The organism is Mycobacterium sp. SA01, assembly GCF_041287105.1.
GTDB lineage: Bacteria > Actinomycetota > Actinomycetes > Mycobacteriales > Mycobacteriaceae > Mycobacterium.
This window is the reverse complement of the sequence record NZ_JBGGNO010000012.1, coordinates 40,508-53,125: the sequence shown is the minus strand read 5'-3', so window position 1 is coordinate 53,125 and position 12,618 is coordinate 40,508. Positions and strand designations below refer to the sequence as shown.

At 67.7% G+C, this 12,618-nt stretch carries 12 protein-coding genes; 8 read left to right on the top strand and 4 right to left on the bottom strand.

What is annotated here, in order from left to right:
* Nucleotides 1-10: 10 nt before the first annotated feature.
* Nucleotides 11-1,288, bottom strand: coding sequence for an ATP-binding protein (locus AB4879_RS03685; RefSeq protein WP_102808953.1), 1,278 nt, complete (start codon nucleotides 1,286-1,288; stop codon nucleotides 11-13).
* Nucleotides 1,289-1,483: 195 nt separating this feature from the next.
* Between AB4879_RS03685 and AB4879_RS03680 the strand changes: the two genes are divergently transcribed.
* Together AB4879_RS03680 and AB4879_RS03675 are read left to right on the top strand one after the other, a co-directional pair.
* Nucleotides 1,484-3,778 (top strand): carbon starvation CstA family protein, encoded by a 2,295-nt coding sequence (locus AB4879_RS03680; RefSeq protein ID WP_370506485.1) that lies wholly within the window; start codon nucleotides 1,484-1,486, stop codon nucleotides 3,776-3,778.
* Nucleotides 3,724-3,915 (top strand): YbdD/YjiX family protein, encoded by a 192-nt coding sequence (locus tag AB4879_RS03675; RefSeq protein WP_370506484.1) that lies wholly within the window; start codon nucleotides 3,724-3,726, stop codon nucleotides 3,913-3,915. Before AB4879_RS03680 ends, AB4879_RS03675 begins: the two co-directional genes overlap by 55 nt.
* On the opposite strand, the gene AB4879_RS03670 is transcribed toward AB4879_RS03675, so the two are convergent.
* Nucleotides 3,912-4,532: a nucleoside/nucleotide kinase family protein gene (locus AB4879_RS03670; RefSeq protein WP_370506483.1), complete on the bottom strand. Its 621-nt coding sequence runs from the start codon at nucleotides 4,530-4,532 to the stop codon at nucleotides 3,912-3,914. The two genes, AB4879_RS03675 and AB4879_RS03670, sit on opposite strands and share 4 nt — an antisense overlap.
* Before the next feature lie 233 nt (nucleotides 4,533-4,765).
* Here AB4879_RS03670 and AB4879_RS03665 point away from each other — a divergent pair, with 233 nt between their 5' ends.
* Entirely contained in the window at nucleotides 4,766-5,998 is a 1,233-nt protein-coding gene (locus AB4879_RS03665; RefSeq protein WP_370506549.1) for an acyl-CoA dehydrogenase family protein, read from the top strand.
* Nucleotides 5,998-7,134, top strand: a complete 1,137-nt coding sequence (locus AB4879_RS03660; RefSeq protein ID WP_370506482.1) for an acyl-CoA dehydrogenase family protein — start codon at nucleotides 5,998-6,000, stop codon at nucleotides 7,132-7,134. The genes AB4879_RS03665 and AB4879_RS03660 overlap by 1 nt, the downstream gene beginning before the upstream one ends.
* Here the strand turns inward: AB4879_RS03660 and AB4879_RS03655 are convergent.
* On the bottom strand, nucleotides 7,131-7,970 hold the full coding sequence (locus AB4879_RS03655; RefSeq protein ID WP_370506480.1) for an SDR family oxidoreductase: 840 nt from the start codon (nucleotides 7,968-7,970) through the stop codon (nucleotides 7,131-7,133). The genes AB4879_RS03660 and AB4879_RS03655 overlap by 4 nt on opposite strands.
* A 120-nt stretch (nucleotides 7,971-8,090) precedes the next feature.
* On the opposite strand from AB4879_RS03655, the gene AB4879_RS03650 reads away from it, so the two are divergent.
* A complete protein-coding gene (locus AB4879_RS03650) occupies nucleotides 8,091-8,723 on the top strand; it encodes a heme-binding protein (protein ID WP_102808958.1) in 633 nt (210 codons plus the stop codon).
* A 57-nt stretch (nucleotides 8,724-8,780) separates the two neighbouring features.
* The gene (locus AB4879_RS03645) at nucleotides 8,781-10,457 is read left to right on the top strand and encodes a SulP family inorganic anion transporter (protein WP_370506479.1); all 1,677 of its coding nucleotides are present in this window, start codon (nucleotides 8,781-8,783) and stop codon (nucleotides 10,455-10,457) included.
* Here the strand turns inward: AB4879_RS03645 and AB4879_RS03640 are convergent.
* Nucleotides 10,454-10,936, bottom strand: coding sequence for a hypothetical protein (locus AB4879_RS03640; RefSeq protein ID WP_370506478.1), 483 nt, complete (start codon nucleotides 10,934-10,936; stop codon nucleotides 10,454-10,456). The two genes, AB4879_RS03645 and AB4879_RS03640, sit on opposite strands and share 4 nt — an antisense overlap.
* Before the next feature lie 313 nt (nucleotides 10,937-11,249).
* Between AB4879_RS03640 and AB4879_RS03635 the strand changes: the two genes are divergently transcribed.
* Both AB4879_RS03635 and AB4879_RS03630 read left to right on the top strand, forming a co-directional pair.
* Entirely contained in the window at nucleotides 11,250-11,939 is a 690-nt protein-coding gene (locus AB4879_RS03635; RefSeq protein WP_370506477.1) for a PAS and ANTAR domain-containing protein, read from the top strand.
* Nucleotide 11,940: 1 nt separating this feature from the next.
* Nucleotides 11,941-12,609 carry a M15 family metallopeptidase gene (locus AB4879_RS03630; RefSeq protein WP_102808961.1) on the top strand — a complete coding sequence of 223 codons (669 nt, stop codon included), beginning with the start codon at nucleotides 11,941-11,943 and terminating at the stop codon, nucleotides 12,607-12,609.
* The last annotated feature ends 9 nt before the right edge of the window (nucleotides 12,610-12,618 follow it).

Here is a 12,618-nt window from a genome sequence, read left to right as displayed (position 1 = left end):
CGCGCCGCGACTACACGCGAGCGAAATCAGTTTTGCCGCGCTCGAATTCGGCCAGCATGTCGGCGGTCAGGGTCGGTCGGACCTCGCCGATCGCAGCGAGGTAGTCCTCGGTGGTGGCCGGCTGGCCGAGGCCGTGGCGCATCTCGCGCTCGAAGGCGGCCTGCGCGCCTTTGCGCGCCGCGAACTCGATGTCGGCCGGGGTGAAGAACTCCGAGGCGCCGACCAGACCGTCGACGTCGACATGGACAAGCGCCTTGCCGAGGTAGCGCTGCCACACCGCCCTGCGGGCCGGTTGGTCCGGCGGACCGACGGGGATCACGTAGTCGAAGCGGCCGGGCCGCAGAAACGCCGAGTCCAGGGAGTGGACGGCGTTGGTCGCGCACACCAGAAGCCGGTTGTCCTTCTGCCGGAAGGCCGGGATCAGCTTCAGGAGTTCGTTGGTGACCCCCAGCTCGGCGGTGCTCGCGCCGGAGCGTGCGGTCGCGATCTCCTCCACCTCATCGATGAACAACACCAGTTCGTCGAGTTCAGCCAGTTCGGCGAATGCCTCCCGCAGCGAGGCCGCCAGCCCACCGTTGCCGGTGGCTGCCAGCCGCGACGGGAAGAGCTCCACGAACGGCCAGCCGAGCCGCGACGAGATCGCCTTCGCGAAGCTCGTCTTCCCGGTTCCGGGCGGTCCGAACAGGATCACCGCTTTGGGCGGCTGCACCCCGTAGCGCTCAGCGACGTCCGGGTGCGCCAGCGGGTCGACGATGCGCCGCTCGATGATCTGCTTCTCCTGCTCCATGCCGGCCATCTCGTCGAACAGGCCGGGCGGCAGGAACTGACCGCCGAGTTCGTCGAGCAGATTCGCCTGGTCCAGGCCCAGATGCTCGACCATCTCGAAATAGACCAAACCCTCCCGGCGGGCGTAGCCGGAGTTCTCCATCGCCGCCGCGCCGGTGGCCCCGTCGGGCAACACCGCACAGATGCGTCGCACCCCCTGCGCACGCAGCCGTCGCTCCAGGTCACTGAGCAGAGCGCTGCCGATGCCGCGGTAGCGCCACCGCGAGCCGAGCGCGACCAGCAGAATCCAGGCCCGTTCGCCCTGGGTCTGCGCCACGGCCATGGCGACCACCTCGTCGCCCACTTCGGCGACCACGGCAGGCTGCCCGGAACGCGCGGCGGCCATCACCTCGGCAACGGTGAACACCGGCTCACCCGACCCGGGCGCCCGGCTCTGATCCCACACCTGGATCGCTTGGTCGATGTCATCGTCGCGGTAGTCGCGCAAACGCCATGGCGGCATGGCCCACCTCCTCGGTTGCGATAGAGGGTGACGGCACAAGCCGCGAGGGGCATCCCCCAAGCGGGTGGTTTCGGGATGGGACCGACTGGTCGCAGACCCGCCGAAATCCGCCCCAATTGGAGACTCGCCGAACCTGTGAATGAAAGGATCACCGCACGGCCCGACACTGCACATCTGGCGCAAGGGAGAAACACTGTGGCTGCACCGACCGGCGCGCCGTCGGAACACATGGAAGAGACCAGGGGCGACGTCACCTACATCCGCACCGACCCTGAGCTGCCGCCGGTGGCCATCGTCGACCGGTCACCGATCACGCTCCGGCACAAGCTGATCTTCGGTGCCGTCGCGGTCCTGGGCGCGATCGCATGGGCGATCATCGCGTTCTTCCGCGGCGAGACCGTCAACGCGGTGTGGTTCGTCATCGCCGCGATCTGCACCTACGTCATCGGATACCGGTTCTACGCCCGGCTCATCGAGATGAAGATCGTGCGCCCGCGCGACGAACACGCCACTCCCGCCGAGATCTTCGAGAACGGCACCGATTACATGCCCACCGACCGGCGGGTGCTGTTCGGTCACCACTTCGCGGCGATCGCCGGGGCGGGCCCGCTCGTCGGACCGGTGCTGGCCATGCAGATGGGATATCTGCCCGGCACGATCTGGATCATCCTCGGCGCGGTCTTCGCCGGCTGCGTCCAGGACTATCTGGTGCTGGCGATCTCCACCCGCCGCCGCGGACGGTCTCTCGGCCAGATGGCCCGCGACGAACTGGGTGCGTTCGGCGGGGCGGCGGCGATCATCGCGGTGCTGGCCATCATGGTGATCCTGCTTGCGGTGCTCGCGCTGGTCGTGGTCGGCGCGCTCGCCGAAAGCCCATGGGGGGTGTTCTCCATCGCGATGACGATTCCGATCGCCATCTTCATGGGTCTCTACCTGCGTTTCCTGCGGCCGGGACGAGTCTCCGAAGTCTCCGTGATCGGCGTCGCCCTGCTGCTGCTCGCCGTCGCCAGCGGCGGATGGGTGGCCGGAACCGATTGGGGCGCAGACTGGTTCACCCTGTCCAAGGTCACCCTGTCATGGTGCATCATCATCTACGGCCTTGCGGCCTCGGTGCTGCCGGTGTGGTTCTTGCTGGCGCCGCGCGATTACCTGTCTACGTTCATGAAGGTCGGCACCATCGCGCTGCTGGCGGTCGGGATCTTGCTGGCCCGACCGATCATGGAAGCCCCGGCGGTATCCAAGTTCGCCGAGAGCGGCTCCGGTCCGGTGTTCGCCGGCTCACTGTTCCCGTTCCTGTTCATCACCATCGCCTGCGGCGCGCTGTCGGGCTTCCACTCGCTGATCTCATCGGGCACCACACCCAAGCTTCTGGAGAAGGAAAGCCAGATGCGCTTGATCGGCTACGGCGGGATGCTCACCGAGTCGTTCGTGGCGATCATGGCGTTGATCACCGCCGCCATCCTCAACCAGCACCTCTACTTCGCGATCAACGCGCCGTCGGCGCAGACCGGTACGACGGCCGAAACGGCCGCCAAGTACGTCAACGGCCTTGGCCTGTCCGGCGCCCCGATCACCCCGGCTGAGATCAACGACGCCGCCGCGAGCGTCGGTGAGCACTCGATCATCTCGCGCACCGGCGGGGCACCGACGCTGGCGTTCGGCATGTCCGAGGTGCTGCACCAGGTGTTCGGCGGACCGGGGTTGAGGGCGTTCTGGTACCACTTCGCGATCATGTTCGAGGCGTTGTTCATTCTGACCACCGTCGACGCCGGCACCCGGGTCGCCCGGTTCATGCTCTCCGACGGACTGGCCAACCTCGGCGGCCCGTTCACCCGGTTGCGCAATCCGAGCTGGCGGGTGGGGGCATGGATCTGCAGTGTCGTGGTGGTTGCCGGCTGGGGTTCCATCCTGCTGATGGGTGTCACCGATCCCCTCGGCGGAATCAACACGCTGTTCCCGCTGTTCGGCATCGCCAACCAGCTGCTCGCCGCGATAGCGCTGACCGTCGTGACCGTGGTGGTGATCAAGCGGGGTCTGCTGAAATGGGCGTGGATTCCGGCGATCCCGCTGCTGTGGGATTTGACGGTCACGCTCACCGCGTCGTGGCAGAAGATCTTCTCGGGTGATCCGAAGGTGGGCTACTGGACTCAGCACTTCCAGTACCGCGCCGCCGCGGAGGCGGGCAAGACAGCGTTCGGATCGGCCAAGAACGCCGACCAGCTGCACGCCGTCATCCGCAACACCTTCATTCAGGGCACGCTGTCGATCGTGTTCGCCGCCGCGGTGGTCATCGTGTTCACCGTCGGCGTGATCGTGGCGGTGCGGGCCATCCGGGGCGGCGGCCCGCCGCTGAGCGACGACACCCCGGTGCCGTCGAAAATCTTCGGGCCGTCCGGCTTGATCTCCACCTCCGCGGAGAAGGAGGTGCAGAAGGAATGGGACGCGCTACCCGCGCAGCACGCCAAATCCGTTGGTACGTCGGCGCATTGATGGGCGATAGTCACTACCGCCGCTATGTCGAGCATCGCGCCCGCACCCACCCGGGCGAGCCTGTGCTGAGCGAGGCGCAGTACTGGCGCAAGCGGCACAGCGACGCTGACGCCAACCCGAGCGCCCGCTGCTGCTAACAGCCGTCGACGACGAGATCGCAATGCGGCCTTGCGGTCGCGATCAGCCGGGCGTTCGGTTCGTCGACGGCGTCCACCCACTCCGCCGCGGCCTGCGGGGTGCGACCGCCCTCGACGTGCCGCCGGACCAACCGCACCCGCCGCTGCCGCGCCGGGCAGTCGACGTAGTACAGCCGGTTCAGCAGCGGCAGCACCGGCGCCCACTGCCCATCGGGCAAACCCAGATAGTTGCCTTCGGTGATCACCAGCCGACTGGTCGCGGGCACCACATGACCTGCGGCCACCGGTTCGTCGAGGCGACGCTCGAAGGCAGGCACATAGACATCTTCACGGCCGTACTCGTCGACGATGCGACGCAGGACGGCCAGATAACCGGCGGCGTCGAAGGTGTCGGGCGCGCCTTTGCGGTGACGTCGGCCCAACTCCTCGAGCACCGCGTTGGACAGATGAAAGCCGTCCATCGGGACGTAGGACGCGCCGTCGAAACGGCCCAAGAGCGCTTGCGCCACCGTCGACTTCCCGGCGCCCGGCGGCCCGGTGATGCCCACCAGGACTCGGCCCGGTGCCGTGTCGAGCGGCCCGGCGACGTCGGCGGCGAGTATTTCAACGGCGGACACGATGGACTGAAACCTACCGTGAACAGACGAAAGGCCCGGTCCCTTGTCCAGGGACCGAGCCTCTCAGTGTCACGTGTGGGGGGACGCCCGGCGGCGTCCTCCCGACCTGTTCCCCGGGGTGGGGCACCTCAAACCCGAGAGCGCAGAATGAGTGACACCCAGCGCAAGCCCGCCACCGACGACGGGCTACGGTTACTTCTGAGAACGGCCGTGTGCAGATGGAGGAACAGCTGATGGACCTGTCGTGGTCGGCGAAAGATCTCGAGTTCCAAGACGAGGTGCGGGCGTTCCTCGACGAGAAGCTCACTCCTGAATTGCGGCAGGCCGGCCGGCTGATGACCAGCGTCTACGCCGACCACGAGGCCAGCATGGCCTGGCAGGCGATCCTCCACGAGCGGGGCTGGGCCGCTCCGGCGTGGCCGGTCGAATACGGCGGCTGCGACTGGACCCTGACCCAGCACTACATCTTCAGCCGCGAGTCGACTCTCGCCGGGGCTCCGGCGCTGTCGCCGATGGGGATCTCGATGGTCGCGCACGCCATCATCGCCTATGGCACGCCTGAGCAGAAGGAGTACTTCCTCCCCCGCATCCTCACCGGCGAGGTCTTCTTCTGCCAGGGCTATTCCGAACCCGAGGCCGGCTCGGACCTGGCGTCGCTGTCGATGTCGGCGGTGCGGGACGGCGACGACCTGGTCTGCACGGGCAGCAAGATCTGGACCACCCATGCCGGCGAGGCCAACTGGATCTTCGCCCTCGTTCGTACCTCGCGTACGGGCCGCAAGCAGCAGGGCATCACCTTCGTGCTCATCGATATGAGCGCTCCGGGCATCGAGATCCGGCCGCTGGTGATGACCTCCGGCGAGCAGGTGCAGAACCAGCTCTTCTTCGACGGGGTGCGGGTGCCCACATCGAATGTGATCGGCCAGATCGACGACGGCTGGACGGTGGCCAAGTATCTGCTGGAGTTCGAACGCGGCGGCGGCGCGACGGCACCGGGGCTGCAGGCGATGGCCCGGGCCATCGCCACGGCGGCGACCGAGCAGCCCGGGCCCGACGGGGGCCGGCTGATCGACAACCCGGCGTTCGCCGCCAAGCTCGCCGATGTGGGGATCCGCGCGGAGGTACTCGAGATCCTCGAATTCCGGGTCCTGACAACGGTCGCCGAAGGCGGCCACCCGGGCGCGGCGTCGTCGATGCTGAAGATCCTGTCCACCGAACTCTCGCAGGCGATCACCGAGCTGGCGATGGAAGCGGCCGGCCCGCACGGCCGGGCATACCAGCCGCACGCCACCAAGCCGGGCGGTCCGGTCGCCGACTTCGAGCCGCCGGCAGACGGCTACGTCAGCGGCCAGCCGTGGCAGGCGGTGGCGCCGCTGCGGTACTTCAACGACCGGGCCGGCTCAATCTACGCGGGCAGCAACGAAATTCAGCGCAATATTCTGGCCAAAGCGACCCTGGGGCTGTAATGGACTTCAACCTGAACAAAGAACAAGAGCTCCTGCGCGACGGCCTTGGCAAGTTCCTGGCCACCCGCTACGACCTCGAGAAGAGCCGCACCGCGGCCAAGATCGGACCAGGCTGGCAGCCCGAGATCTGGCGTGCTCTGGCAGACGACCTCGGCATCCTCGGCGCCGCCTTCCCGGAGTCGGTCGGCGGGATCGGCGGCGGCCCCGTCGAAATCATGGTGATCGCCGAGGAACTCGGCCGCGCACTGGTGATCGAGCCCTTCATCGACACCGTCGTGGTCGCCGGTGGCCTGCTACAGCGCGCCGACCACCCCTCCGCTGTCGCGCTGTTGGAGCGCATCGCCGACGGCAGCGCGATCGTCGTCCTGGCCGGCACCGAGCCGGACAACGGTGACCACGCGGTGTCCACCACCGCGGTCCGCGCGGGCGACGAGTGGGTCATCACCGGCAACAAGATCGTCGTCACCGCCGCCCCGCTGGCCACCCATCTGCTGATCACCGCCCGAACCTCAGGTGAACCCGCTGACCCGCATGGGGTTTCGCTGTTTCTCACCGAATTCGACGCCGCCGGCCCGCCGCCCGGAGTCGAGGTGCACGGCTACCGCACCATCGACGACCGGCGCGGAGCCGACCTCACATTCGACGGCCTGCGCCTGCCCGTTGACGCGCTGCTCACCGAGGACGCGTCCGGTTCGCTGGCCCGCGCTCGCGACGAAGGCGCGGCGGCGGTGTGCGCAGAGGCGGTCGGAAGCATGCGAAAAGTGTTGTCCGACACGGTCGAGTACTGCAAGCAACGCCAGCAGTTCGGTCAGCCGATCGGCACGTTCCAGGTTCTACAACACCGCATGGTCGACATGTACATGGAGCTCGAGCAGTCCGTCGCCGCGGTCTACCTCGCGGTGCTGAACCTCGAGGCCGAGCCGAAGGTTCGGGCCCGGGCGGTCTCGGCGGCCAAAGCGACCATCGGGCGAGCCGCGCGGTTCATCGGCCAGAACGCCGTCCAACTCCACGGCGGCATGGGGATGACCGAGGAATTGGCGATCGGCCACTACTTCAAGCGACTCACCGCGCTGCAATACGAGTTCGGCTCCACCGATGAGCACCGCGCTCGGTACGCGAAACTGACTCGCCCTTAGGCGTTTTGGGTGGCCACCCGGGCCCGTTCGCGCATCGAGGCGATCACGCCGCCGTCGTTGAGGATGTCGGTTCCGGTCAGATAGGTGGCCCGGTCGCTCGCGCAGAACGCGAACAGTTCGGCCATCTCCTCGGCCTTCCCCCAGCGGGGCACCGCGGCGTTGGCGACCATCGCGCCGGCACCGGCGTCGGCTTCCAACAGACCCATCTCGGTGTCCACAGATCCCGGCGACACCGAGACGATGCGCAGGCCGCGGCCGTTGAACCGCTCGGCCTGTGCGGAGCTGTACCACCTGACAAAGGTCTTGCTCACGCTGTAGGCCAGCCCGGAGCGCATCTCATCCCCCGCGATGTCGCACGCCGCCAGCATCTCGGTCAGGAACCGTGGTTCATCGGTGAAGGCCAGATCGAAATGCTGGGCGGGGACGATTTCGTCGGGCAGCATGTGCGACGCCATCGACGCCACGTTGACGATCGCCGATCCGTCGGCGGCCGTGGCGAAAAACGCTTCGTTGACCCGGAGAGTGCCGATGGCGTTGGTGGTCATGACGTAGTCGGCGTCGCCCATACTCGGGCTGACACCCGCGGTGTGGATCACCGACGCGATCGGCCCGAGGCCGGCGGCGGTCTCGAACAGTCGCGCGACGGCATCGCGGTCGGTGACATCGCAGTGCACCGGTGTCGCCGAGATCCCCAGGCTCTCCAGCTCCGCGACGGCGCCGTCGAGCCGGTCCTGCCGGACGTCGCAGAGCACCACCGTGTGATCCCGGCCGACGATCCTGGCGGTGGCCCGACCCATGCCGCCCGCGCCCCCGGTGATTACCGAAACCCGTGTCATGCCCGGACGATATCTGGCCCGTTCGCGCGGGCCGACAGCAGGGGAGAAAGTGCGTCAGAAACAGGTAATCGACTTTCACCTGCCGGGAGGGTATGCCTGCAATAGAACAAGGAGGCGCTCGTGTTGAAGACTGTTGCGACAGCGGTGGTGCAAGTCGCCGAGGGCGTGGGCAACATCGTGGGAATTCGGGTTGGCACCGAGGAGCCGGCCTTCACCGTCGAGCGCGTGGTCGATGGTGTGGAGATTCGCCGGTACGGACCCCGCGTCGCGGCCGAGACGGCGATCGATGCCGATGAGGAGTCAGCCCGCAATCAGGGATTCCGGTTGCTGGCGCGCTACATCTTCGGCGGCAATTCCGGCAGCGCCAAGATTGCGATGACCGCGCCGGTGGCCCAACAGCCCAGCGAGAAGATCGCAATGACCGCGCCGGTCGCGACGCAACGCAACGCCTCGGGCGAATGGGTGATCCGTTTCTTCATGCCGTCGAAGTACACCCTGGAGACCTTGCCCACCCCGAATGACGACCGGGTGCGGCTCGTGGTGGTTCCCCCCGAGACCGTCGCGGTGCTGCGGTTCAACGGCAGCATCGGCCCCGACGCGGTCTCCGAGCGCACCAGCCAGCTCATGAAAGCCTTGCACCGCAACGACATCGAGCCCACGGGTGAACCCCTGGCGTGGTTCTACGATCCGCCGTGGACGCTGCCGTGCCGCCGCCGCAACGAGGTGGTGGTCGGCGTCGCCGACAGTGCGTGATGGGCTGACCTGCTTCGTAACGCACACGGAACGCGTCCAGGTGCCACAATTCCGGGCGTGCCCACCACCGCACCGCCTACCTGGCTGGCACCGGCCATCCGGCCCTATCGTGCGCACTGGCTGAAGGCCGACCTGCTGGCCGGGCTGAGCACCGGCGCCGTGGTCATCCCGCTGGCGATGGCGTACGCGACAGTGGCCAACATGCCCGTCCAGATCGGGTTGTACACCTGCATGGTCCCTGTGGTGGTGTACGCCTTCATGGGAGGCTCCCGGGTCGCCAGTGTCACCACATCGTCGACGGTGTCGACCCTGACCGCGTCGACGATGCTCGCCGGCGGGGTTCTCATCGGCAGCGACGACCAGCGCGGCGATCTCGTGACCCTGACCCTGCTGGTAGGGCTTTTCCTGTTGCTGGCCAGGGTTTTTCGGTTAGGCATGCTCGTCGACAACATCAGCGATATGACCTTGGTGGGCATCAAGGTCGCCGTCGGACTCACCGTCATGGCTGCGCAGCTACCCAAGCTGCTCGGTGTGGCGCCCCATCCACACACCACGGGATTCTTCAAGGTGGCATGGTCGGCGCTGTCGGACATTCCGCGGGCCAGCCCGCTGACGGCGGCGATCTCGATCGTCTGCCTCGCCGCGCTGCTCGTGTTGGCGAAGGTGGCCCCACGCGTTCCCGGCCCGCTTGTGCTGATCGCTGCCGGCATCGCGGTGAGTGCCGTGGTGGCACTGCCCGCACACGGAGTCGCTCTCGTTCCGACGGTGCCGTCCGGGTTCCCGATGCCGGATCTACCCCGCCTCGATCGCCACATCGTGCCCCTGGTCCCGGGCGCCTTGGCGATCGCCGTGATGGCCTTCCTCGAGACGATCGCGGTGGCACGTACCTCGCGCCGCGCCGAGGAGAACCCGACCGAACCTGACCGTGAACTGCTCGCGCTGGGCGCAGCCGCGGTCGCGGGCTCGTTCTTCCATTCGTTGCCTCCGGCCGGTGGTTTCGCCCAGACGTCGGTGAACCTGCGCTCCGGTGCGCGGAGCCAGATCAGCGGCTTGGTGTTGGCGGCGCTGGCCGTGGTCGTCGCGCTGCTCATCGCGCCGGTCCTGAGCCTGCTTCCCCAAGCAGTGCTCGGGGCGGTCGTCGTCGTGGCGGTCACCCGGCTGGTCGATATCGCGGCACTGCGCCGGCTCTACCGCCTCAACCCGCGCGAGTGCGTCGGCGCCGTCGGGGTCGCGCTGATCGGGTTGGCGTTCGGGCTCATTCCCGCGGTGGCCGTCGCGGTCGCGGTCACTCTGCTGTTGGTGCTGCACGTGGTCAACGCGCCACATGTCGTCCAGGTGATCCGTCACGACAACTGCGCATGGGTCGAGCAGCCCGAGAACGCGACCCTGATACCGGCCGATCCCTTGGTGCTGCGGTGCCTGGTTCCGCTCTACGCCGCCAACGTGCGTCCCAACGTCGCCGCGATCCGGGACGCCGCGCTGGAGGTGCAGCCGCGCTCGAGCACGTTGGTATTGGACTTGGTTCGCCAGACCGTGCTCGAGTCGACGGTGCTGCACATCCTCGTCGAGCTCGACCTCGAGCTCCGCGGGGCAGGCATCCGGCTGATGATCACCGCACTTCCCGACCGCACCCTGCAGATGCTGCAGCGCACCGAATGGTGGCATGAATTCGACGCCGACGGACGCTACCAAGCCGACCTCGACGCCGCACTCGAGGCGGTCGGGAGGTTCTAACTCGCCGGCGCGCCCGCGTCGGCGACGGGCGGCGCAGCTGATGTTCCGACCGGCCCGGTCGGAGTCGACGACATGCCGGGCGGCGGCGCCGCGTTGGCGTCGAGCGGTCGTTGGGTGAGCAACAGCAATGCGTCGCTGCCCGACACCTCCTGGGTGCGCATCGCATGCAGCAGGTCCCGCAGGTAGCTCAACCGGCCTTGCGGCGCGGTGTCGGTGCCCGTGGTGGTGGTGCCCGGCGGCGGGTTGTCCGGGCTGGACAGATGCTGCACCGGCGCCGGCGTCGGCGCGGTCGTTGGCGCGGGGGCCGATACATCTGCCGGCGGGGCGCTGGTGTCGCCGGCCACGACCGTCGGTACGACAGGATCAGCGGGATCGGCCGGGTCGGCGCCCGCCATCGGGGCCGACAAGATGGCCGCGGACACGCCCAGCGCGCCGATCCCCAGACAGGCGCTACGGACCCAGACAGGTGCGTTCGTCATGCGCTTCACCGTCATATCCTCCGCGGTTCGCAGGGCAGCGTCCCCAAGCCGTGAACGCCCTGTACCGGTGTTGTCGGACCAGAACGCATTTTGTTACATCCGTCACTTGTGTCACCGAAGCCTCAGAAACCGTCAGTTGTTCATGCACGCAAAGAAGCCGCTTGAAAACGAACCGGTGGACGGTGTAGAAAAAAATGCCCGCAGAACCTGGGATGGCGATGGGTTCTGCCTACACGGCACTCGTCGGCGTCCAGGTTCCTGCGGAGAATCGTGGAGGGCGACAACCGAACGGGTTGTCGGACGAGGGGTGTCAATGGTTGCGGATCAGAATCCGGCGACAGACAGCGACGACGGTTTGGCCGGCGTCCGTCCGCAGCAGGTCGGACAGTTTCGGTTCTACTTCGCCGACGAGCGCTGGGAATGGTCGGACGAGGTCCAGATGATGCACGGCTACGAGCCGGGCACGGTCTCGCCCACCACCGAGCTGGTGCTGTCCCACAAACATCCGGACGACTACCAACAGGTGGCAACCACGCTCGACGACGTCCGACGGCACCACCAGGCCTTCAGCACCCGGCATCGGATCGTCGACACCACCGGCCAGATCCATCACGTGATCGTGGTGGCCGACAAGCTGCTCGACGACAGCGGCGAGGTGGTCGGCACCGAGGGCTTCTACGTCGACGTCACGCCCACCGAAGACCGTAATCAGAAGCAGTTCAGCCAGGCTATCGCCGAGATCGCCGAGAACCGGGCGACCATCGAGCAGGCCAAGGGCATGCTGATGGTTGTGTACGGCATCGAGTCCGAGGCGGCGTTCGAGCTGCTGCGCTGGCGGTCCCAGGAGGCCAACATCAAACTGCGACTCCTGGCCGAGCAGGTGGTCGCCGATTTCGTCGCCCTCTCCCAGTCGGACAGTTCACCGTCGCGGGCGGCCTACGACAACCTGTTACTCACCGCCGACCGGCGGCTGGAGACTCCGCCGCAGACCCAGTCGTCCTGACATGAGCGCGATTCGGACGGTGCCGACCCTCGCAGCAGCGGTCGTGATCGGCATCGGGGCGGCGGTGCCGGCCGGTGCCGCACCCGGCGCCGAGGTTCCGCCGGTGAGCCCGCAGGCCGCGGCGGCCGGCTTCGTCGATGTACGAACGGTGGTACCTGACGCGGTCGTCGATCTGCGCTATGCGACCCCGAACAACTTTGTCGGTGTGCCGCTCTACCCCGCTGACGCGCGGTGCCTGGTGCACAACTCGATGGCGCCGGGGCTGGCGAAGGCCGCCGACGATCTCCGAGCGCAAGGAGATGTGCTGGTGTTCTGGGATTGCTACCGCCCGCACGACGTTCAGGTCCGGATGTTCGACGAGGTGCCCAATCCGGCGTGGGTGGCCAAGCCCGGTCCGTATGCGCGCAGCCACGAGGCGGGACGGTCCGTCGACGTGACGATCGCCGAGCGCGGCCGGCTCGTCGACATGGGCACGGACTTCGACGACTTCTCCGCCCGTGCGCAGGCATACGCCACCGCCGGGGTCAGCGCGGCGGCACAAGCGAACCGCGCCCGGCTGCGTGCCGCGATGGCCGACGGCGGCCTGGCGGTCTATTCCGGTGAGTGGTGGCATTTCGACGGCCCCGGCGCCGGGGTTCAGCGCCCGATCCTCGACGTACCGGTCAACTAGCGCGCCGCC

What these genes read in the sequence shown, in the direction of transcription:
- AB4879_RS03685 (WP_102808953.1), bottom strand. Translation starts at nt 1,288, where the DNA reads ATGCCGCCATGGCGTTTGCGCGACTACCGCGACGATGACATCGACCAA.
- AB4879_RS03675 (WP_370506484.1), top strand. Translation starts at nt 3,724, where the DNA reads ATGGGACGCGCTACCCGCGCAGCACGCCAAATCCGTTGGTACGTCGGC.
- AB4879_RS03665 (WP_370506549.1), top strand. Translation starts at nt 4,766, where the DNA reads ATGGACCTGTCGTGGTCGGCGAAAGATCTCGAGTTCCAAGACGAGGTG.
- AB4879_RS03660 (WP_370506482.1), top strand. Translation starts at nt 5,998, where the DNA reads ATGGACTTCAACCTGAACAAAGAACAAGAGCTCCTGCGCGACGGCCTT.
- AB4879_RS03655 (WP_370506480.1), bottom strand. Translation starts at nt 7,970, where the DNA reads ATGACACGGGTTTCGGTAATCACCGGGGGCGCGGGCGGCATGGGTCGG.
- AB4879_RS03640 (WP_370506478.1), bottom strand. Translation starts at nt 10,936, where the DNA reads ATGACGAACGCACCTGTCTGGGTCCGTAGCGCCTGTCTGGGGATCGGC.
- AB4879_RS03635 (WP_370506477.1), top strand. Translation starts at nt 11,250, where the DNA reads ATGGTTGCGGATCAGAATCCGGCGACAGACAGCGACGACGGTTTGGCC.
- AB4879_RS03630 (WP_102808961.1), top strand. Translation starts at nt 11,941, where the DNA reads ATGAGCGCGATTCGGACGGTGCCGACCCTCGCAGCAGCGGTCGTGATC.